Genomic DNA, 20,821 nt, shown 5'->3' with positions numbered 1-20,821 from the left:
GACCTCTCATGAAGATCAGACCTATCACGCCGTCCATCGGCGCCGAAATCTCGGACGTCCACCTGGGCGAGGCCTCGCGCGACCCCGAGTGCTTTGCGTCGATCCGCGCCGCGCTGCTCAAGCACAAGGTGCTTTTCTTCCGCGGCCAGGACATCGAGCGCGCCGAGCACGTCGCCTTCGCACGCTGCTTCGGCGAACTGGAAGACCACCCCGTGGTCGGCAGCGACCCCGAGCACCCGGGCCTCGTGCGCATCTACCGCAGCGACAACAAGCACAGCTACGAGAACACCTACCACTGCGACGGCCTGTGGCGCCAGAGCCCCGCGATGGGCGCGGTGCTGCGCTGCATCGAATGCCCCGAGGTCGGCGGCGACACCATCTGGGTGAACATGGTGCAGGCGCACGACGAGCTGCCCGACGAGATCAAGCAGAAGATCGGCAAGCTGCGCGCCAAGGCCAGCATCGAGCATTCCTTCGGCGCCGTGATGCCGATGGAAGCCCGCCTCAAGCTGGGCCAGGACCATCCGCCCGTGGAGCACCCCGTGGTGCGCACGCACCCCGAGACCGGCGAGAAGGTGCTCTACGTGGGCAGCTTCACCACCCACTTCGTGAACTACAGCACCCCCGAGAACGTGCGCCACGGCATCGACAAGACGCCGGGCGCGGCGCTGCTGCTGAACTACCTGCTCAGCCGCGCCACCATTCCCGAGTACCAGGTGCGCTGGTCGTGGCAGCCGGGCGACGTGGTCGTCTGGGACAACCGCAGCACGCAGCACTACGCGCTGAACGACTACTGGCCCGCGCCACGAAAGATGGAACGCGCCGGCATCGTCGGCGACGTGCCGTACTGAACACCGCCCCCGCATCGCCACCTGACAGACGCACGCCATGAACTTCCTCGACGGCCACCTCTTTCCCGAAAACCAGCAGCCGCTGATCATCACCGCCGCGCCCTATGCACCGGGCTGGCTTCCTTCCGACTTCCCGGGCGAGATCCCGGTCACGATGGAAGAGCAGATCCAGAAGGCGGTCGATTGCTACAACGCCGGCGCCACGGTGCTGCACCTGCATGTGCGCGAGCTCGACGGCAAGGGCAGCAAGCGGCTGTCCAAGTTCAACGAGCTGATCGCCGGCGTGCGTGCGCGCGTGCCCGAAATGATCATCCAGGTCGGCGGCTCGATCAGCTTCGCGCCCGAGAGCGAAGGCGCCGCGGCCAAGTGGCTGAGCGACGACACGCGCCACATGCTGGCCGAACTCGAGCCCACGCCCGACCAGGTGACGGTGACGGTCAACACCTCGCAGATGAACGTCACCGAGCACGCCGAGCTGGCCGACTTCAAGGGCACCTCGCGCGAGATCCCGGCCATCTTCGAGGCCTACAAGGAGATGACGGTGCCGGCGCAGCCGGGCTGGGTCGAGGAGCACATCCGCCGCCTCACGAAGGCGGGCATCCAGAGCGCCTTCCAGTGCTACAACATCAACAGCTTCGAGTCGGTCGAACGGCTCATGCGCCGCGGCGTCTACAAGGGCCCGCTGGTGATGAACTGGGTGGCGATCAGCGGCGGCATGGACGCGCCGAACATCTACAACCTGGCCAACTTCGTGCGCGCCGTGCCCGACGGCGCCGTGCTCACGGTGGAAAGCTCGGTGCGCAACGTGCTGCCCGTGAACATGATGGGCATCGCGATGGGCCTGCATGTGCGCTGCGGCACCGAGGACGTGCTGTGGAACCAGACGCGCACCGCCAAGATCGGCACCGTGGCGCAGATCGAGCAGCTGGTCGCCATCTCGCGCCAGTTCGGCCGCCCCATCGCCACGGCGCAGCAGGCGCGCGAGATCTCGAAGATCGGCGTGTTCTACGAGACGGCCGAAGAGTCGCTCGCGGCCAACGGCTTCGCGCCGAACCGCAACGGAGGCAACCAGGGCTTCCTGCGCAAGGCGGCCTGAGAAGGACGATGGCGATGACGAGGCGTTTCACGCACGCCGCCTGGCGCCTGCTGGAGGGCATCGCGCATGCCCTGCGCCACGAAGACCTGGTTCAGAACGCGCGCACCGCGCCCTGAGCCACCGCGCCGGCCGTCTGCTTGCTCCACTGCGAGGCGCTGCAGCCGAAGTGGTGGCGGAACCAGTGGCTGAAGCTGCTGGGCCCCGAAAACCCCAGCAGCTCGGCCACCTCGCTCAGCGGCAGGTCGCTGTCGCGCAGGTGGCGTTTCACGAGGTCGGAGCGCACGTCGTCGAGCAGGCGGCTGAAGGTGAGGCCTTCGGCCTCGAGCCGGCGGTGCAGCGTGCGGCGGTCCACGCGCAGGTGCCGCGCCACTTCCTGCGCCGTGCAGCCGCCGCCGGGCATCAGCGCCAGGATGAGTTCGCGGCAGGCTTCGCGCGTGCTCTCGCCGCGGTCTTTCAGCGCGGCTTCCAGGTACTCACGCGCGAAACGCGCCACGCCCTGGTCGCCCGATTCGCGCGGCTTGCGCAGGTCGGCCGCCAGGCACACGAGGCCGTTGAAATCCTGGTTGAACTTGACGTTGCGCCCGAAGAAGGCGCGGTGCGCCGCCATGTCCGCCGGCGGGCGGTGCGTGAAGCACACCTGCTGCGGGCGCCACTGCGGATCGATGAGCTCGCCGAGGATGCGGAACATGATGCCCACGGCCAGCTCCATCGACTGGCGCATCGGCAGCCCGGGGCTGGGCAGCAGGTCTTCCTGGATGATGACCATGTCGCCGGTGTCCTCGAGGCGAAAGCTCAGCGAGGCGTTCACCAGCTTCAGGTAGCGGCCCAGCGTGTCGAGCGCGTCGCGCGGCGTGGGCTCTTCCTTGAGCACGACGCTGATGGGGCCCAGCGCCGACAGCTTGCGCTGCGCCGCCAGCCGCAGCGCGAAATCTTCGGTGCGCGTGGCGCGCGCGGTGATCTCGAGCAGCTCGCGCACCGCATCGCCGGGGATCAGCGTCTCGGGGTGCTCGAGCAGCTGCGCCTTCAGCCCCACGGTGCGCATGAAGGCATGCGGGTCGCGGCCGAGCGACTGCACCAGCTCCACGTAGCCGCTGAGGCTCGCGCTGCGCATCAGTCGACCGAGGTGCTTCATGGTGGTTGTGGGAAGGGCCCCGTGTTCACTCGGGGCTGATCTTGAGTTGCAGTTTCTCGATGATGGCCCGATTGTGGGCGGTCGTGGCGTCCAGCGTCTGGCGCAGCTGCACCAGCGTCGCCTCGCGGGGCGGATCGTAATTCTGCGCGAGCAGCGCCTCGCGGAACTTCGGCGCCTGCACGGCCCGGGCCACCTCGGCGCGGATTTTCTCCTGCAGCGCCGGCGGCATGCTGCTGAGCACGAACACGCCCACGCTCGCGTCGGGCATCACGAAGTCGGGCAGGCCCAGCTCGCCGAAGGTGGGCACGTCGGGCAGGAAGCGCGAGCGCTTCGATGAGGCCACGGCCAGCGCCTTGAGCTTGCCGCTGCGGATCAGCGAAGTGACGTTGCTCACCACTTCGAAGGTCAGCTGCACCTGGTTGCCCATGAGGTCGACCAGCGCCGGCGCCGAGCCCTTGTACGGCACCACGAGGATGTCGTTGCCGCTGCGCGCGCGCAGCATCTCGCCCAGCAGGTTGGAGCGCGTGCCCGTGCTCAGGTTGGCCACGCTGACCGAGCGCGGGTGCGCCTTGGCATGCGCCAGCAGGTCGTTCACCGTGTTCGGCGGGAAGCCGGCATTGGCCACCAGCACATGGAACATGCCCGTCACCTCGCCGACGTAGGTGAAGGTCTTGAGCGGGTCGAAGGGCGTCTTCACCGTGAGCGGAATGTCGGACAGCACGCTCGATGGTCCGACCATCAGCGTGTAGCCGTCGGCCGGCGCGGCCATCAGCGCGCGCTCGGCGATGACGGCGGAGCCGCCCGGCTTGTTGTCCACCAGCACGGTCTGGCCAAGGTTCGTGCGCAGCTGTTCGGCGAGCAGCCGCGCCGCCGCGTCGGAGATGCCGCCCGGCGGCGCGGGAACGATCAGCCGGATGGGCTTGTCGGGCCAGGCCTGGGCCGAGGCCGTGCCGCAGCACAGCGCGGCCAGGAAGAGGAGGGAGGCTCGCAGCAGATGCACACACATGGTTCGTCCTCAGGTGGAAGAGACAAGAAGGGCGTGCGGATTCTGTGGCGCCACCTCTGCTGAATGCTTGGCGCCACGCGTCGGCCACTTACCGGATCGCGACAGCGACACCTGTCTTTGCACGCGCCGTTCCAATGCCCCAAAAAGACAAAACCGCGCCCCCGATGAGCAAGAAGTTTTCGCAGGCGCGCCAGAAACTTTGGCTGCAAGCGCAACCCTTTCACCGGAGACAACCCCATGAACTTCCTCGACGGCCACCTGTATCCCGAGAACCAGCAGCCCCTGATCATCACGGCCGCGCCCTATGCGCCGGGCTGGATTCCCGCCGACTTTCCGGAAGACATTCCGGTCACGATGGAAGAGCAGATCCAGAAGGCGGTCGACTGCTACGAAGCCGGCGCCACCGTGCTGCACCTGCATGTGCGCGAGGCCAACGGCAAGGGCAGCAAGCGGCTGTCGATGTTCAACGAGCTGATCGCCGGCGTGCGCGCCCGTGTGCCCGAGATGATCATCCAGGTGGGCGGCTCCATCAGCTTCGCGCCCGAGGACGACGGCGCCGCCGCCAAGTGGCTCAGCGACGACACGCGCCACATGCTGGCCGAGCTCACGCCCAGGCCCGACCAGGTGACGGTGACCGTCAACACCACGCAGATGAACGTGACCGAGCACGCGGGGCTGGACGACTTCAAGGGCCTGTCGCGCGGCGACCCGCGGCTGTATTCGACGTACCGGGACATGATCGTGCCCTCGAACCCCAGCTGGGTGGAAGAACACATCCGCCGCCTCACGGCCGCGGGCATCCAGAGCGAGTTCCAGTGCTACAACATCAACAGCTTCGAGACCATCGAACGCATGATCCGCCGCGGCGTCTACAAGGGCCCGCTGGTGATGAACTGGGTGGCCATCAGCGGCGGCATGGACCAGGCGAACATCTACAACCTGGCCAACTTTTTGCGCGCCGCACCCGACGGTGCGGTGGTCACGGTCGAGAGCTCGGTGCTCAACGTGCTGCCCGTGAACATGATCGGCATCGCCCTGGGCCTGCACGTGCGCTGCGGCATCGAGGACGTGCTGTGGAACCAGACCCGCACCGGCAAGATGAGCTCGGTCGAGCAGATCAAGCAGCTCGTGCGCATCGCGACCGAGTTCGGCCGCCCCATCGCCACCGCGCAGCAGGCGCGCGAGATCATGCAGATCGGCGTGTTCTACGAGACCACCGAAGAGACGCTGCAGGCCAACGGCTTCGCGCCCAACCGCAATGGGGCGCAGCAGGGCTTCCTGCGCAAGCCGGCCTGATACCGCTTCCACCGCTTCTCGGGGGGCGGTTGACGTACCGACTGGTCAGTCGGTAGACTGGGCCGATCGCGCAGCTCACCGGGCTGCATCGCATCGCACAGAAAGCCCCCGATGAGCGAGAACTTCGCAGCCGAACTCCATCGCCGAGCGACCACGGCCCTGCAGGCCGGGCGCGCCGACGCGCAAGGGGAGGGCGACCGCGTGCCGGTCGGCCAGTACACCGACGAAGCCATCGCACGCGACGAGCGGCGGCTGCTGCAGCGGCATCCGCAGCCGGTGGCCGCCAGCGCGTCGCTTGCCTCGCCGGGCGCGTGGCTGTCGCTCACGCACACCGGCGTGCCGCTGCTGCTGGTGCGCCAGGAGAACGGGCAGGTGCAGGCGTTTCTCAACGTGTGCCGCCACCGCGGCGCGCGCGTGGTGCCCGAGGGCAGCGGCAGCGAGGCGCGCGCCTTCGTCTGCCCGTACCACGCATGGACCTACAAGCCCGACGGCGCCTTGCGCGGCGTGCCCGAGTCCTTCGGTTTTCCCTGCCTGAAGCAGGAAGAGTCGGGCCTGCGCCGGCTGGCCACCGTCGAGCGCGCGGGCGTGGTCTGGGTCGTGTGCGATCCGTCGCGGGCGGACAGCGACCCCGGCGCGCACCTGGGCGCACTCATGGACAACCTCGAGTCGCTGGCCGGGCTGCACGCGCCCGTGGCCTATGCGCCGCGCACGTACGAGGTCGAAGCCAACTGGAAGCTGCTGGTCGACGGTTCCTTCGAGGCCTACCACTTCAAGGTGGCGCACCGCGAGACCATCGCCCACATGTTCCTGCACAACCTGCAGGTCATCGACGAGTTCGACCTGAACCGGCGCCTGTACCTGCTCAAGTCGAAGTTCCAGGAGCACCAGCCCGATGCGGCCGGTTTCGATCCGCGTCGCTACGGCAACCTGACCTACTTCTTCTTTCCCAACACGACCATCCTGGTACAGCCCGACCACGCGCAACTCAGCATGCTGGAGCCGCTGGGCGCCACGCGCACGCGCGTGCACGAGCTCACGCTGATCCCCGAGGCACCGGCCTCGGAGAAGGCGACCGCGCACTGGGACGCGAACGTGGCGCTGTACCGGCGCACGCTCGCGGAAGACTACGCACTGGCCGAGTCGATCCAGGCCGGGCTGGCGTCGGGCGCGAACGACGCGCTCAGCTTCGGCACCTTCGAATACAGCGCACCGCGCTTCCATGCGCAGCTCGCGCAGCAGGTGGCGGCCATGCCGGCCGCACGCTGACGCGCGAGGGTGTCGCGCGTGCAACAACCAGACCCCAAGACACAAGAAAGAATGGCGCGCGTCGCGTCTGATCGCCGGTCGCGTCTTCGCGGCATGCGCCAAGCGTGACGCCTTCCAGAACCGCCCGATGGCCACCCTTGCCCTTTCCCGTAAAGAAACGATCCTCGCGCGCGCCGAGCAGCACTTTGCCGACCACGGCTTCCAGGGCGCGTCGCTGTCGGCCATCGCGCGCGATTGCGAGGTCGGCAACCCGGGGCTGCTGCATCACTTCCCGAGCAAGGAGGTGCTGTACCGCGCCGTGCTCGAGAAGCAGGCCGAGGACCTGACCGCACGCATCTGCAAGCGCGTCGAGGCGGCCCCCGACCTGCCTGCGCGGCTGCAGGCCTTCGTCGCGCTGCAGGTCGAGTGGATGCACGCGCGGCCCACGGGCTTCAAGCTTGTCACGCGCGAACTGCTCGACAACGCCGAGCGCATCCAGCATGCGCAGACCCGGCCGCTCGAAGGCTTTCTGCAAGCCAGCCTGGGCCTGGTGGCCGCGGCGCAGGCGGCTGGCCTCGTGCGCGACGACCTGTCGGCCGTGGTGGTGCTCACGCTCATCTTCGGCACGCTGAACTACGCCAAGATGGCGCGGCCCACTTTCGCGAAGACCTTCGCAGAGCCTGCGCTGAAGAGCGACACGGCCTGGATGAAGGCAATGGCGCGCGACGTGCTGCGCGTCATCTCGCCGCCCTGATTTTTTCTTTCTCTCTTTCCTTCCCAGCAACCCCGACCAAAGGACGTTCCCTTGAAAACCCGCATCACCGAACTCTTCGGCATCCGCCACCCCATCATCCAGGGCGGCATGCACTATGTCGGCTTCGCCGAGCTGGCCGCGGCCGTCTCCAACGCCGGCGGCCTGGGGATCATCACGGGCCTCACGCAGAAGACGCCCGAGCTGCTGGCGCGCGAGATCGCGCGCTGCCACGAGATGACCGACAAGCCCTTCGGCGTGAACCTCACCTTCCTGCCGACCTTCGCCTCGCCGCCGTACCCCGAGTACATCGCGGCCATCGTCGAGGGCGGCATCAAGGCCGTGGAAACCGCGGGCCGCAGCCCCGAGGCCTACATGCCGGCGCTGAAGGCCGCGGGCATCAAGGTGATCCACAAGTGCACCTCGGTGCGCCACGCGCTCAAGGCCGAGCGCATCGGCTGCGACGCCGTGAGCGTCGACGGCTTCGAGTGCGGCGGCCACCCCGGCGAGGACGACGTGCCCAACATGATCCTGCTGCCGCGCGCGGCCGAAGAACTGAAGATCCCGTTCGTCGCCTCGGGCGGCATGGCCGACGGCCGCAGCCTCGTGGCCGCGCTCGCGCTGGGCGCCGAGGGCATGAACATGGGCACGCGCTTCATCGCCACCAAGGAAGCGCCGGTGCACGCCAACGTGAAGCAGGCCATCGTCAACGCCTCCGAACTCGACACGCGCCTGATCATGCGGTCGCTGCGCAACACCGAGCGCGTGATCAACAACGCGGGCGTGGAGCGCCTCATGGAGATCGAGCGCGCCAAGGGCGACACGCTGAAGATCGACGACATCATGGACCAGGTCGCCGGCATCTACCCGAAGGTGATGACCGAGGGCCACATGGACGCCGGCGCCTGGAGCTGCGGCATGGTGGCCGGCCTGATCCACGACGTGCCCAGCTGCGCGGAGCTCATCGACCGCATCATGGCGCAGGCCGACGAGCTCATCGCCAAGCGCCTGGCGGGCATGCTGAGGGGTTGAGCTTTCAGTAGGTCACCGTCACGGTGATCGTGCTGCTGTAGGGGCCCGGCGCCACGTACTGGCCGGGCGGAATGCGGCCGTAGACGGTGTGGGGGCGCAGCGTGGTGACGCCACCGAGGGTCGCCAGCGCGCTGTAGCTGTCGCTGACGCTGTTGAGGCCCCAGACGGTGCTGCGCGCGTTGGTGGTGTAGAGGTTGTAGCCCAGCGGCGTGGCACCGACCGGGCCCACCATCTGCCGGCTGGTGATGTTGCCGGCCGAGCCCGCGTCGAGGCTGATCGTGAACGACAGCGTCACCAGGATGCCCAGGCCCGTGACCGTGCCGGCGACGGTCACGGTCGAGGTGTTGTCCTTGGGCGTCGCGACGGCCGGGTCGTAGTTGCCGAAGGCCAGCGCTGTCGCGCTGACGGTGGCGCTGCAGCTGAACACGCCCACGCCCGAGCACGCGGCCAGCGACGCGCCCGGGGCCAGCAGCCCCGCCAGCGCCAGCGCGGCCGTCAGCGCGGGGACGGTGACGGCACGGGTTCGCATCGGTAAGGTCCCATCGAGGGCAGTGCGCCGGCGGCGCGGTCGGGTTCGCCCAGCGTGAAGCGGCAATGGCCGCGCTTCCATCGCGCCTCGAAGCGCTCGTTCGGCTGCGGGTCGTCGACCGACACGAGGCCACGAAAGCCCGACAGCAGCGAGGTGCCGCGCGCCGGCCGCATCACGTCGATGCCCGGAGGCAGCGGGCTGCCGTCGGGCAGCAGCACCGTGACGTTCGCCACCGTGTCGCGCGCGATGTCGAAGCTGGCCTGCGCCACGCCCTTGTAGCGCGGCACCACACGTAGCACGTCGCTGCGCACCTGCGCCTCGATCGGCAGGTCGCCGTTGTCGATGCTGATGTGGTTGGGCTCGTAGGCGCGCAGGCCCGAGACGACGGCGCGGCCTTCGCTGTCGGTGGTGGTCCAGGGCTGGTTCTCGCGGTAGACCTTCACGCCGGCGGCGCCGGGCACGGTCACGAGCGCGAAGGCGTCGTCCGACTGGCGCGTGGCAAAGCCCACGCCGCCCGCGAAACCCACGGCGCCGCTGGCGCGCAGGCGCACCGCGGTCTGGCCCTGGGCGCGCGCGGCTTCGGCCGTCAGCATGCCGTAGCGACCGCGCCAATCGACCGCAGCCTCGCTGCGCGCGTTCTCGCCGTCGGCGGCGCGCAGCCGGTAGCCCCAGCCGGTGTCGTTGGGCGGCTGCTGCACCCACTCGGCCACGGCCGAGTGGCCGCCCGGCTTCTGATGCTGCACCGAGAGCGTGGCGTGCTGGCGTTCGCCGAGCGTGAAGCTGAGGCTCAGGTTCACCGAGGTGATGGAACGCTTGCCGTCCTGGCGCGTATGGGCCACCGAGGTGCCGAGCCAGGCGTTGCCGCCCAGGCCGATCGACCAGCTGGCGGTGGTCACGCCGATGTGCTCGCCGGTGTTGTAGTGCAGCCGCGTGTGGCTCGCGCCCAGCGTGCCGTAGCGGCCCAGCGAGCGGCCTGCGAAGAGTTGGGTCTGCGCGTCGGTGTGCACGGGGCTGTCGTGCCAGGCGATCTGCGTGAAGCCGCGGCTGGCCACCTGGCGGCTCACCGAGAAGTTCCATTCGTCGCTGGTGCGCGTGTAGGCGGCGCGCCAGAGGCGGCCGCTGTCGCCGTCCTTGCTGCGGCTGGCGGCGCCGTGCAGCGACAGTTCGCCGAGCGTGCCCCAGACCCAGGTCACGCCGGCGCCCGCGGTCTGGCTGCGCGCACTGGCCTCGCCGCGCGCCTCGACGGTCACGCCGTCGTTCACGCCGTGGCGCCAGGTGCCGGCGACGAAGGGCGGGCCGTAGTCGAAGCTGCGCTCGCCGTAGCGCAGCCGCGTCCAGCCGGCTTCGAGCGAGTAGTCGGACAGCCCGGCGCGCAGCAGGTTCGAGCTCACGTAGTAGGGCGTGGTCACGGTGCGCTGCACGCCGAGCGCGTCGGTGACGGCGAAGCGCATCTCGCCCGCGCCGGTGAGCACGGGCACGTCGCTGAGCGCGAAGGGGCCGGCATCGACACGGCGTTGATAGCGCAGCGTGTCGTTCACATACACCTCCACCGCCGACGGCACGGCCGCACCGCCGCGCAGGGTTGGCATCGGGTAGCTGATGAAGCCGGGCTGCAAGCCGAAGCGGGTGCCGAACTGCACGCCGCCGAAGCGAAAGGGCGTGGACCACGCGGCGGCCTGCGTGATCGTGTCGCCCACCGTGAGGCGCGTGAGCCGCGCGGGGTCGTCGCGGCGAAAGTAGCTGTCCAGCCGCGTCGTGCCGCGTCCGCCGAACGCGGACTGGCCGGCGACGAGGCTCGTGCCCACCAGGCCCCAGTCGCCCGAGGCCGCCGCATCGAAGTAGCCCGAGGCGCGCGTGCCCTCGCGGTCGTGCTGCAAGGCCAGGTCGTAGTTGAGAAAGGCCCCGAAGGCCGACGCCGACAGCGGCGGGCGGTCGCCGGTGTACGCCTGCGCGGTGCCCAGCGTGAACGCCTCGGCGGGCACGCTCAGGTCCACGCTTTGCGCGCCTTCGTCGAGCTGCAGCTGCGCGCCCGGCAGCGCGCGCAGGTCGTAGTAGTCGGTGCCGGCGCGCTGCAACGCCGCGGTGGCGGGCCGCACCAGGCGCCAGGCCGCGAAGTCGGGCGCCGACGCCAGCAGCTGCGCGCCGCGCCGCAAGAGCGGCCTTGGCGCGGGCTGGCTCAGGCCGTTGATGCGCACATCGAGGATCGCGGGCTGCACCTCGCCCGCCATGTCAGCGGGTGACGTCTGTGCGCAGGCCACGCGCAGGCCCAGCCAGCCGCAGCAGACCCACAAGCTAGCGTGGCGTGGCGGGCGCACGGGGCACGCGCACGGTGGCGCTGGACGACGCCTCGGGGGCATCGGTGGCAGCCTCGACCTGCAGCCGGGTGTCGGGCGGCAGGGCGGGCAGTTCGATGTCGATGCCGGCCGACTGCCCGGCCAGCGCGTACTGCGACAGGCTCTTGCGCAGCAGCTCGGTGCCGTCCTCGCGGCGCACCACGAGCTGCGTGACCTGGATGTGCTCGCTGCCCTGGTTGTCGAACACCAGCCGCCAGGCGGTGCCTGCCGTGCCGGTGGCGCGCCCCGAAGGCTGCAGCGACCATTGCAGCGCGCGGCGCAGCTGCAGCGGCGGCACGAAGATCGGCACGCCGATGCGCAGCAGCGTCTGCACCTTCGCGCCCTCGGCACCGTCCGCCGGCAGCGCCTGGTCGCGCGGCAGCTGGCGCAGGAAGACGCGGTAGCTGCGCTCGCCGGCGTCGGCCGGCACCTGCAGCCCGAGGCGCACGATCTGCCGCCCGCCCGGCGGCAGGCGGAAGATGGCCGGGTTGACCAGCACGTCGCGCGTGGGTTCGTAGGCATCGCGCCCGTCCTGCTGCGACCAGGCCACCACCTCGGCCTGCACGGCGACCTCGGTGTCTTCGGCGTTGCCCATGGTGAGCGAGGCGACCGGGCGCTGCGGCGTCAGCACGATGCGCAGCGGCGCCACGCTGAGGCTGGTGGCCGCGGCGGGAGGGGGAGCGAGGGCGGCCAGCAGCAGGCCGGCCCCCCATGCGACTGGCAGCAGGGCGCGACGCATGCCGTGGCGGCCTGCGGTGAAGGCGGTCAACGGCGCCCTCAATAGGTCAGCGAGACCGTGATCGTGTCCGTGTAGTCGATGGCCGGCGCCGCGGTGTACTGCCCCGTGGGGATCAGGCCGTAGATCGTCTGCGTCTGCGGCGTCCCGTTGCCGACGTAGCCGGTGCCGGCGACGCTGTTGTCCCAGTTGGTCTGGTGCGCGCTGTCCTTGAAGAGGCCGTAGCCCAGCGTGTTGTTGCCGGCGGCCGCCGTGGGGCTGGTCATCAGGCGGTTCGTGATCGTTGCGCCCGAGCCGCCGCCCGCGCTCAGGCCGAGCGAGTAGGGCGTGCCGAAGGTGCAGGTCACGTTGAGGCTGGTGGTGCCGGCCAGCGCGGTGGCTGACGCCGGGTCGTACGGCCCGAACGCCAGCGTGGCCGGCGTGGTCATGAGGCAGGCCTTGAGCACCGTGGCCGTGACCTGGAAGGTCGTGGTCGTCGTGACCGCCTGCGCGGGCAGCAATGTCAACAAGGCACCGACGGGCAGCACGGTACGGGCCAGTGTGCGAAGGAGGGAGCGAGGCTGGTGGCGCATCGGACGGGACCTTTCATCGGTGACTGGAAACCCAGGAACGACAGTGAAAACCCACCCACCGTTTCCAGTAGTGGGCGCCCCCTTTCTAACCAATCTCTCCCCGATGGGACATAGGACGCAGCCCTGTCGTCGACAGCTTGCTACAGATTTTTTCGAGGCCGGGAGAGCTCATGAGTGATTTCGGTCTACAGCCTGGGCCGGGCCTAGGTCGGATGTCTTCATGGGGCGCGACCTCTTGTCGCAGGGGGGTGGTGCGTGCGGTGTATAGAACCGTTTACATTTACGCTCTTGGGAGTCGCCATCCAACGCCATTGCAACCTTGCCCGCGAGGTCCATCCAACGTGATCGCCGAAATACATGCTGATGCCGCGCCTGCTGGCCTCGCCTCGGGGTTCACCATGGCGTTCCAGCCCATCGTGGACCTGGGCCGGCACGAGATCTATGCGCACGAGGCGCTGGTGCGCGGCCTGTCGGGCGAAGGTGCCGCCGAGGTGCTGGGGCGCGTCGATCCGGTCGACCGCTTCGCCTTCCACGAAGCCTGCCGCGTCAAGGCCATCGAGATCGCCTCGCGCCTGGGCATGAAGTCGCGCCTGAGCCTCAACGTCATGCCCAACGACGTCGCGGGGCAGGCCGAGTGCTTCCGCACCGCCATGGCCGCCGCCAAGCGCTGCAAATTCCCCGTGCGCCAGCTGATGTTCGAGATCACCGAGGGCGAGCGCGTGCGCGACCTGCACGGCCTGGCCGACACCTTCCGCGCCTTCAAGCGCCACGGCTTCACCTCGGCCATCGACGACTTCGGCGCGGCCTACGCGGGCTTCGAGCTGCTGGCCGCGTTCCAGCCCGACGTGGTGAAGATCGACCTGAGCCTGATCCGCGGCATCCATGCCGACCCGGTGCGGCTGACCATCGTGCGCGGCTTCGTCGCCACCTGCGACGAGCTGCGCATCCGCGTGATCGCCGAAGGCGTGGAGGCGCCCGAAGAGGTGCGCGCCTTGCGCGAGATCGGCGTGGAGCTGTTCCAGGGCTACCTGTTCGCGCGGCCGGCCATCGCCACGCTGCCGGCGGTGGCGTGGGACGCCGCCGCCTGAGCCTGCCCTGACCTCCGGCCTTGTGCGTCAGACGTTGCTGGTCGCGCGCACTTCCTCGAGCGTGGTCCGGCCGGCCAGCACTTTCTCGATGCCGTCCTGACGCAGCGTGCGCATGCCCTCGCGCATCGCGGCGTCCTGCAGTTCCTCGGCGCGCGCGCCGCCCTGCACCAGCCGGCGCAGCTCCCTCGACATCACCATGAGTTCGTGGATGCCCACGCGGCCCCGGAAGCCGGTGTCGTTGCAGTGCTTGCAGCCGGTGCTGGTGTAGGTCTGCAGCTGGCCGTCGCGCCCGTGGCGCTGCACCCACTCGGCGCGCACGGCGTCGCGCGCGGCCGGCGTGTCCTGCGCGCCGAAGGCGTGCATGTAGTCGGCCAGCAGCTCCTCGACCGCCTCGCGCGTGGCCGGGCGGCTCTGCACGCATTGCGGGCACAGGCAGCGCACCAGCCGCTGCGCCAGCACGGCCAGCAGCGAGTCGGCGAAGTTGAACGGGTCCATGCCCATGTCGAGCAGGCGCGTCACGGTTTCGGGCGCGCTGTTGGTGTGCAGCGTCGACAGCACGAGGTGGCCGGTGAGCGAGGCCTCGATGGCGGTCCTGGCGGTCTCGGCGTCGCGGATCTCGCCGACCATGATCACGTCGGGGTCGGCGCGCACGAAGGCGCGCAGCGCCTTGGCAAAGGTCCAGTCGATGCGCGGGTTGACCTGCACCTGGCGCAGGCCAGGCTGCGTGATCTCGATCGGGTCTTCGGCGGTCCAGATCTTGCGCTCGGGCGTGTTGATGCGCATGAGCGCCGAGTGCAGCGTGGTGGTCTTGCCCGAGCCCGTCGGGCCCACGCACAGCACCATGCCGTAGGGCCGGTCGACCGCCTGCGAAAACTGCGCCAGGTTGCGCTCGGACAGGCCCAGCGCATCGAGCGCGATGGGCTTGGCCGAGGCCAGGATGCGCATCACCACGTCTTCCAGGCCGTTGTTGGTCGGGATGGTGGCCACGCGCAGCTCGATGCGGTGCTGCGGCGAGTACTTCGAGAAGTTGATCTTGCCGTCCTGCGGCTTGCGCTTTTCGCTGATGTCCAGGTCGCACATGATCTTCACGCGCGCGACCACCGCATTGCGGTAGCTGGGCGGCAGCTCCAGGTAGGTGTAGAGCCGGCCGTCGCGGCGAAAGCGGATGCGCGTCTTTTCCTGCCCCGGGTCGCTCTCGATGTGGATGTCGGAGGCGCCTTCGCGGTGCGCTTCGAGGATCATGCTGTTGATCATGCGCACCAGCGAGTTGTCCGACTGCTCCACGGGCGGCTCGCCGGCGGCGGGCGCGGCGGCCGATTCTTCCTTCTCGAGCGTCTTCAGCAGCGTGCTGGTGCCCGTCATGTCGAACTCGAGCGGACGCATCGGGTCGTTCATGTCGACCACCGGGCGCTCGGCCGCCACCTGGCCGACCTTCTCGTAGGCCTTGTGCAGCACGCCGTCCAGGTCCAGGCACTGGCCCAGCACGGGAATGATCTTCGTCTGCGCGATGAACTCCACCTCGTCGATCACCGCGTGCCGGTTGACCGGGTCGTCGAGCGCCACCACCAGGCGCCCGCCGTGCAGCATGAGCGGCATCACCTGCAGGCGCCGCGCGGCCTCGTGGCCCACCTTGCGCAGCGCGTCGGCCGCGGCCGGAAACACATGCAGGTTCACCAGCGGGTAGCCCATCTTGCGCACCAGCGCGGTCTGCAGCTGGCCGCGGCTCACGACGCCCATGCGCACCAGCGTCTCGCCCAGCGGCACCGTGGGCTCGCGCTGCTGCTGCTGGAGCGCCGCGTCGAGTTGCGCCTGCGTGATCATGCCCAGCGACATCAGCGCCTGGCCGATGCGCGCGATCGGCATGCGGCTTTGCAGGTCGAGCTCCTGCACGAGCTGTTCGGGCATGACGACTTCGGTGGCTGCCATGGATGGGTCTCCTGGTGGGGGTGAGGGGGGGCGGCGGGCGTGCCGACGCTAACGGTAGAACGCGAAACGGTTGCGGCCCTGCGACTTGGCGGCGTAGAGCGCCGTGTCCGCCCGCGCGAGCAGTTCGCCGGCACCGACGGTGGCGTCGACCGTCTCGACGAACACGATGCCGATGCTGGTCGTGACGTCCAGCCGCCGGCCTTCCACGGGGAACGCCGGCGCCGCGATCTGCGAGACGATCTTGTGCGCCACGCCCGCCACCGCGTCCTGCGAGTGCACGTTCTCCAGCACGATCACGAACTCGTCGCCGGCCAGGCGCACCACGGTGTCGGTCTCGCGCACGCTGGCGCGCAGGCGGCGCGCGTACTCGGCCAGCACGCCGTCGCCGGTGGAATGGCCGAGGGTGTCGTTGATGGCCTTGAAGTGGTCGATGTCCAGGAACATCAGCGCCATGCCGCCTTCGGCGCGGCGCACGCGCGACATCGCCGCGGGCAGCTGCTCGTTGAAGGCCAGCCGGTTCGGCAGACCGGTCAGCACGTCCATGCGCGCCAGCTCGATGAGCTTGCGCTCGGCCTCCTTCAGCGCCGTGACGTTGAAGGTCATGAGGTAGAAGCCCGCCGTGTGGCCCGCCAGGTCCTTGTCGGGAATCAGGTTCACCTGGAAGTGCGCCTCCCGGTCATCGATCGGCACCTGCACCGGGTACTGCGTCGCCCTGCCGGTGAGCACCGTGGGCAGGTGGGGCGTGTGCTGCACGTACACCGCCTCGCCCACGGCCGAGCGCAGCGTCACGCCCTCCAGCGGCGCGCGCTCGTCCAGGCCCGCCATGCGCCGCGCGCGGCTGTTGCCGTACAGGCAGTTCTCGTCGCGGTCGAAGTAGGCCACCAGCGCGGGGATGTTGTCGGTCACGTCGCGCAGGCGCTTTTCCTGCTGCGTGAGGGCGCGGCGGATGTTCACTTCGTCGGTGATGTCGAAGGTCATCGCGAACACGCCGTGCACCATGCCCTCGGCGTCCTGGTCGGGGATGTAGTGGGCCTTGAAGGTGCGGTCGCCGATGCCCAGCGCCGCGTCGCCGGCCTTCTCGACGATCACCGTCTCGCCCGCCAGCGCGCGCTCCATGTGGGGCCGCACCACCGCGAAATCGGCCGCGCCCCGCACGGCCGGCATCCACTGGCCGACCAGCGGCTGGCCGTGGTGCAGCGTGCGCACCTTGGCATTGACGAAGGTGTAGTACAGCGCGGCGTCGACGTGCGAGACCAGCGCGGGAATGTTGTCGGCGATGGTGCGGATCTGCGCCTCGCTGTGCGCCAGCTCGAGCTCGATGTGCTTGCGCTGCGTGATGTCGAAGGTCATCGCGTAGTAGCCGCACACCCGCCCCTGCGCGTCGAGCTCGGGGATGAAGTCGGTCTGGAAGAAGTGCTCTTCCTCGTCGCGGTGCGCGGCGCCGCGCCGCTCGAAGGACACGGCCTCGCCGGCCAGCACGCGCCGCAGGTTGTGCTCGAGCGTCGGATCGTCGTGCAGGCCGCTCATGCTCTGCACGGGCTGGCCCACCAGCTCCTCGGCGCTGTAGCCCAGCTCCTCGCACAGCCGCGCATTCACGAAGGTGTAGCGGCCCTGCGCGTCGGCGTGCGAGATCATGGCCGGCAGGTTGTCGGTGATGTCGCGCAGGAACTTCTCGCTGGCCTGGTGCTGCTGCATGAGCCGGTCGAAGGTGCGCGAGAGGTCGCCGATCTCGTCGTCCGGGTAGGTGCGCGCCACGGCCGCCTGCGCGGGCGCCGCGTGGGCGTCGAGCATGTGGCGGTGCAGCCCGGTGAGCGGGCGCAGCTGCTGGCGCACCACGGCCAGCGCGAGCGCGCCGGCCAGCAGCGCCAGCACGATGGCGCCGATCCACGCGGTGCGCTCGATGGCGTCGATGCGGGCAAAGGCCTCGTGGCGCGGGTACATCGAGCCCATGATCCAGTCGGCCTGGCGGATGCGCTTGAAGGCGTACAGGCCGGGCACGCCCGCATGGTTCACGCCTTCGATGGTGCCTTCGAAGCCGCCGATCGCGCGGTCCAGGTCGGGCGCGTCGTCGGCCATGGCCATGTTGGCCTGCTTGAGCACGCGGTCGGCCAGCGGGTGGTCGATCACGATGCCGTCGGCGGTGGTGATGAACACGTAGCCCGTCTGGCCGAAGCGCACATCGGCCAGCTCGCCCAGGATGTTGCGGTCCTTCAGGTTGATGGAGCCCGAGATCACGAACAGCACCCGGCCGGCCGCATCGAGCACCGGCTCGGTGATGGCGACCTGCGCCAGGCCGTTGAGCCGGTTGCGGTAAGGCTCGGAGATCACGCCCGTGCGCGCGGCGACCGTGTCCTTGAAGTACGCGCGGTCCTTCACGTTCACCTTGCCGATCTGTCGCGCGCCGTTCAGGTTGGCGACCAGCTCGCCGTCCGTGTCCAGGAAGGCGACGTTGTCGAACGCCGCCCGCAGGGACTGGTGCTTTTCCAGAAAGGCCTGCAGCGGCGCGGCGTTCGTGATGCCGTGCGAGCCCACGCTCTCGGCGATCGTCTTCAGCAGGATGCGCCGGCTGGCGAACTTCTGCTCCACCGCGCTCGCGATGGCCGACAGCCGCGCGAACTCCTCGTTGGCGATCGAGGCCTGCATGCGGCTCTTGACCAGGTGCAGCGCCACCGTGGCGATGATGAAGGTGGTGGCCAGCACGACGGCCGCAACGCCGACGCTGAGGCGCGTGTTCAGGCTGATGCGGCGTTTCGCGGTCGCGAAGAGTTTCATGGGCGTCGTGCAGGCGGTGCAGCGAAGCGGCGGGGACCACCGGCCGGGCCGGCCATGGGGGCACGGCACACACCCTTCGCGCGTTGCGCAGCTAGTGTGTCAGAAAGTGCGAGAAATGCGCGCCATTGCGGTGCATCTCGCGGGGTTCCCGGGGGCCGGAGTGTTGCGCAGGTGCGCGAGGGAAACCAATCGTATTACTCGACGCGCGGCGGCGGCTCCGATCGGGCGGCCGCGGGCGAGCGGGCCGGCGCGATGAGCACCATCGCGCCGTCCTGTCCGCGCCGCACGCGCAGGCGCGTGCCGTCGAGCAGGCGCTCCAGCGCCGCGTCGGCGGCGATCTTTCCCCTGATGCCCCGGGTCGAGAGGTCCTTGACGTCTTCCATCTTGTAGATGAGCTGCACGCCCGACTGCGCGATGTAGGCGTCGAGCGCGGGCCGCAGCTCGCCGCCCTTCACGTCGAACTCCCGCGCGTGGGCGAGGGCCAGCCCCGTCGCCAGCAGGCCGGCGGCGGCCACGAGGGCAAGGCGGGGGCGGGAGAGGAAGAGGGCAAGGAAGGTGGGGGGCTGCCTCCGGATTCGAATCATGTCGGTCTGTTTTCCGCGAATTGGTTTTTCTTCTGCCCCCGGTGAGACGAGTTCGAGCGCACTTTCCGGTAACGGGGCAAGGGGGAAAAGCCCTCGGGCCCGGCCTTCTAGAATTTCCGGGTCCGCCGCCGGGCATGGGAATTCAAGGAAATTTCGCCGGCGGGCCTTCGCGCGTTACCGGAAATCTTCGGGCCGTTCGTCTCACTGTCTGTCGCCAATCCCGGCGACCTGCCGCTTTGTGTGTCGGCCCTTCAATTTCCAGGAGCGCTTCGTGGTTCTCAGTGACTTGGATGCCTGGTTCGTCAGCGAGGTGCTGCCGATGGAAGCCGCGCTCACGCGCTTCCTTCGCCGCAACTGGCGCGACGACGCCGAAGTGCCCGACCTGCGGCAGGACGTCTACGTGCGCATTTACGAGTCCGCCTCCAGATCCATGCCCGACCAGGTCAAGCCCTTCGTTTTTGCCACCGCGCGCAACCTGCTGATCGACCGCGCCCGGCGCGCGCAGATCGTTTCCATCGAGATCATTGCCGACCTCGACGCGCTCGATTTCTCGGCCGACGAGCTCACGCCCGAGCGCCACGCCGCCGGCCGCGGCGAGCTGCGGCTGTTGCAGACGGCGCTCGACGCGCTGCCCTCCAAGTGCCGCCGCGTGGTCGAGATGCGCAAGATCGACGGGCTTTCGCAGCGCGAGGTCGCCACGCAGCTGGGCATCACCGAGGACACGGTCGAGCGCCAGGTCTCGCGCGGCGTGCGCGCCCTGGCCGACGCCCTGCTGTCGGGCGGCGTGCAACTGGACACCAAGGCCTTCGGGCGAGCGCAGAACGAGCGGAGGCTCTCACCATGAGCGAAGCCCAGCGCATCGAATCGTTGGCCGCCGACTGGCTGGCCCGCCGCGACAGCGGCGACTGGACCGACACCGACCAGCAGCAGTTGGACGCCTGGATCGCCGCTTCCATCGCCCACCGCGTGGCGTGGCTGCGGCTGTCCAGCGCGTGGGAGCGCGGCGACCGGCTGGGCGCGCTGCGCACGCCGGCGGTTCCCATTCCCCTGCCCACGCCGGCGCCGGCACCCGCACCGCAGGCCGCACGGCCGGCGCAACGCCTGTCGCGCTTCTCGCTGCAACGCATCGCCGCCGGCGTGCTCGTGGCCGCCGCCGGCACAGCCTGGCTCGGCTGGCAGTACACGCAGGAAGAACGCGGCCAGCACTACGCCACGGCCGTGGGTGCGCGCCAGTCGGTCGCGTTGTCCGACGGCTCGAAGCTCACGCTGAACACCGCCACGCAGGTGCGCACGGCCGTGAACGACAGCGGGCGCAAGGTGTGGCTCGATGCGGGCGAGGCCTACTTCGACATCGCGCACGACAAGAACCATCCCTTCGTCGTGATCGCCGGCGACCGCCGCATCACCGTGCTGGGCACGCGCTTTCTCGTGCGGCGCCAGGGCGAGCAGGTGAACGTGACGGTGGAGGAGGGGCGCGTGCAGATCGCCGCGGCCAAGCCCGATGCCCGAAGCGCCGAGCCCACCGTGCTCACGCGCAACCAGGCGGCGGTCACGCATGCCGACAACGTGCTCGTGATGTCCAAGGCGCCCAAGCAGGTCGATGACGAACTCAGCTGGCGCGAAGGCAAGCTCGTGTTCGACCAGACCACGCTGGGCGACGCGGCCGCGCAGTTCAATCGCTACAACCTGCGCAAGCTGGTGATCGCCGACCCGGTCATCGCGCAGGTGCGCATCGGCGGCAGCTTCGATGCGAACAACATGAGCGGCTTCGTGGCGCTTCTCAAGCAGGGCTTCGGCCTCGCTGCGCACGAGGCCGGCAACGAAATCAGAATTTCGAATCCGTAAATTACCGGAATGTGACGGGGCATTCGT

General features: G+C 69.4%; 18 protein-coding genes. 9 read left to right on the top strand and 9 right to left on the bottom strand.

What is annotated here, in order from left to right:
* Window positions 1-8: 8 nt before the first annotated feature.
* On the top strand, window positions 9-851 hold the full coding sequence (locus AC57B8_RS17010; RefSeq protein WP_493193170.1) for a TauD/TfdA family dioxygenase: 843 nt from the start codon (window positions 9-11) through the stop codon (window positions 849-851).
* Window positions 852-888: 37 nt separating this feature from the next.
* A complete protein-coding gene (locus AC57B8_RS17005) occupies window positions 889-1,947 on the top strand; it encodes a beta-keto acid cleavage family enzyme (protein WP_070062068.1) in 1,059 nt (352 codons plus the stop codon).
* Between the two features lie 91 nt (window positions 1,948-2,038).
* On the opposite strand, the gene AC57B8_RS17000 is transcribed toward AC57B8_RS17005, so the two are convergent.
* Together AC57B8_RS17000 and AC57B8_RS16995 are read right to left on the bottom strand one after the other, a co-directional pair.
* Window positions 2,039-3,079 (bottom strand): AraC family transcriptional regulator, encoded by a 1,041-nt coding sequence (locus AC57B8_RS17000; RefSeq protein WP_062477242.1) that lies wholly within the window; start codon window positions 3,077-3,079, stop codon window positions 2,039-2,041.
* A gap of 25 nt (window positions 3,080-3,104) precedes the next feature.
* A complete protein-coding gene (locus tag AC57B8_RS16995; protein ID WP_496480189.1) occupies window positions 3,105-4,085 on the bottom strand; it encodes a Bug family tripartite tricarboxylate transporter substrate binding protein in 981 nt (326 codons plus the stop codon).
* A 237-nt stretch (window positions 4,086-4,322) separates the two neighbouring features.
* On the opposite strand from AC57B8_RS16995, the gene AC57B8_RS16990 reads away from it, so the two are divergent.
* The 4 genes from AC57B8_RS16990 (at window position 4,323) to AC57B8_RS16975 (ending at window position 8,409) form a co-directional block, all read left to right on the top strand.
* The gene (locus AC57B8_RS16990; RefSeq protein ID WP_095948779.1) at window positions 4,323-5,381 is read left to right on the top strand and encodes a beta-keto acid cleavage family enzyme; all 1,059 of its coding nucleotides are present in this window, start codon (window positions 4,323-4,325) and stop codon (window positions 5,379-5,381) included.
* Window positions 5,382-5,492: 111 nt separating this feature from the next.
* Window positions 5,493-6,647: an aromatic ring-hydroxylating oxygenase subunit alpha gene (locus AC57B8_RS16985; RefSeq protein WP_496480188.1), complete on the top strand. Its 1,155-nt coding sequence runs from the start codon at window positions 5,493-5,495 to the stop codon at window positions 6,645-6,647.
* A gap of 127 nt (window positions 6,648-6,774) precedes the next feature.
* A complete protein-coding gene (locus tag AC57B8_RS16980) occupies window positions 6,775-7,380 on the top strand; it encodes a TetR/AcrR family transcriptional regulator (RefSeq protein ID WP_354342403.1) in 606 nt (201 codons plus the stop codon).
* Window positions 7,381-7,431: 51 nt separating this feature from the next.
* Window positions 7,432-8,409 (top strand): nitronate monooxygenase, encoded by a 978-nt coding sequence (locus AC57B8_RS16975; RefSeq protein WP_492731164.1) that lies wholly within the window; start codon window positions 7,432-7,434, stop codon window positions 8,407-8,409.
* A 4-nt stretch (window positions 8,410-8,413) separates the two neighbouring features.
* On the opposite strand, the gene AC57B8_RS16970 is transcribed toward AC57B8_RS16975, so the two are convergent.
* From AC57B8_RS16970 to AC57B8_RS16955, 4 genes are read right to left on the bottom strand one after another with little or no spacing between them, the layout of a single operon-like run.
* A complete protein-coding gene (locus AC57B8_RS16970; RefSeq protein WP_496480187.1) occupies window positions 8,414-8,938 on the bottom strand; it encodes a Csu type fimbrial protein in 525 nt (174 codons plus the stop codon).
* Window positions 8,905-11,229 carry a fimbria/pilus outer membrane usher protein gene (locus AC57B8_RS16965; RefSeq protein WP_496480186.1) on the bottom strand — a complete coding sequence of 775 codons (2,325 nt, stop codon included), beginning with the start codon at window positions 11,227-11,229 and terminating at the stop codon, window positions 8,905-8,907. The genes AC57B8_RS16970 and AC57B8_RS16965 overlap by 34 nt, the downstream gene beginning before the upstream one ends.
* A gap of 1 nt (window position 11,230) precedes the next feature.
* Complete coding sequence (locus AC57B8_RS16960) at window positions 11,231-12,040, bottom strand: fimbrial biogenesis chaperone (RefSeq protein WP_496480185.1); 810 nt, start codon at window positions 12,038-12,040, stop codon at window positions 11,231-11,233.
* An 8-nt stretch (window positions 12,041-12,048) separates the two neighbouring features.
* Window positions 12,049-12,579: a Csu type fimbrial protein gene (locus AC57B8_RS16955; protein WP_070062075.1), complete on the bottom strand. Its 531-nt coding sequence runs from the start codon at window positions 12,577-12,579 to the stop codon at window positions 12,049-12,051.
* Window positions 12,580-12,977: 398 nt separating this feature from the next.
* Here AC57B8_RS16955 and AC57B8_RS16950 point away from each other — a divergent pair, with 398 nt between their 5' ends.
* Complete coding sequence (locus AC57B8_RS16950; protein ID WP_062477265.1) at window positions 12,978-13,667, top strand: EAL domain-containing protein; 690 nt, start codon at window positions 12,978-12,980, stop codon at window positions 13,665-13,667.
* A gap of 27 nt (window positions 13,668-13,694) precedes the next feature.
* Here AC57B8_RS16950 and AC57B8_RS16945 read toward each other — a convergent pair whose 3' ends face one another.
* The 3 genes from AC57B8_RS16945 to AC57B8_RS16935 form a co-directional block, all read right to left on the bottom strand.
* Window positions 13,695-15,593, bottom strand: coding sequence for a GspE/PulE family protein (locus AC57B8_RS16945; RefSeq protein WP_070062077.1), 1,899 nt, complete (start codon window positions 15,591-15,593; stop codon window positions 13,695-13,697).
* Between the two features lie 48 nt (window positions 15,594-15,641).
* Entirely contained in the window at window positions 15,642-18,365 is a 2,724-nt protein-coding gene (locus tag AC57B8_RS16940) for a sensor domain-containing diguanylate cyclase (RefSeq protein WP_496480184.1), read from the bottom strand.
* A 194-nt stretch (window positions 18,366-18,559) separates the two neighbouring features.
* Window positions 18,560-18,880, bottom strand: coding sequence for an STN domain-containing protein (locus tag AC57B8_RS16935; RefSeq protein WP_307694956.1), 321 nt, complete (start codon window positions 18,878-18,880; stop codon window positions 18,560-18,562).
* Between the two features lie 340 nt (window positions 18,881-19,220).
* On the opposite strand from AC57B8_RS16935, the gene AC57B8_RS16930 reads away from it, so the two are divergent.
* Together AC57B8_RS16930 and AC57B8_RS16925 are read left to right on the top strand one after the other, a co-directional pair.
* Window positions 19,221-19,793, top strand: coding sequence for an RNA polymerase sigma factor (locus tag AC57B8_RS16930; RefSeq protein WP_223301388.1), 573 nt, complete (start codon window positions 19,221-19,223; stop codon window positions 19,791-19,793).
* Window positions 19,790-20,794, top strand: a complete 1,005-nt coding sequence (locus AC57B8_RS16925) for a FecR family protein (protein WP_487849109.1) — start codon at window positions 19,790-19,792, stop codon at window positions 20,792-20,794. Before AC57B8_RS16930 ends, AC57B8_RS16925 begins: the two co-directional genes overlap by 4 nt.
* The last annotated feature ends 27 nt before the right edge of the window (window positions 20,795-20,821 follow it).

The organism is Variovorax sp. BGA-UO-ETr-C22, from assembly GCF_059567965.1.
This window is presented reverse-complemented; position numbering and strand designations above follow the sequence as displayed.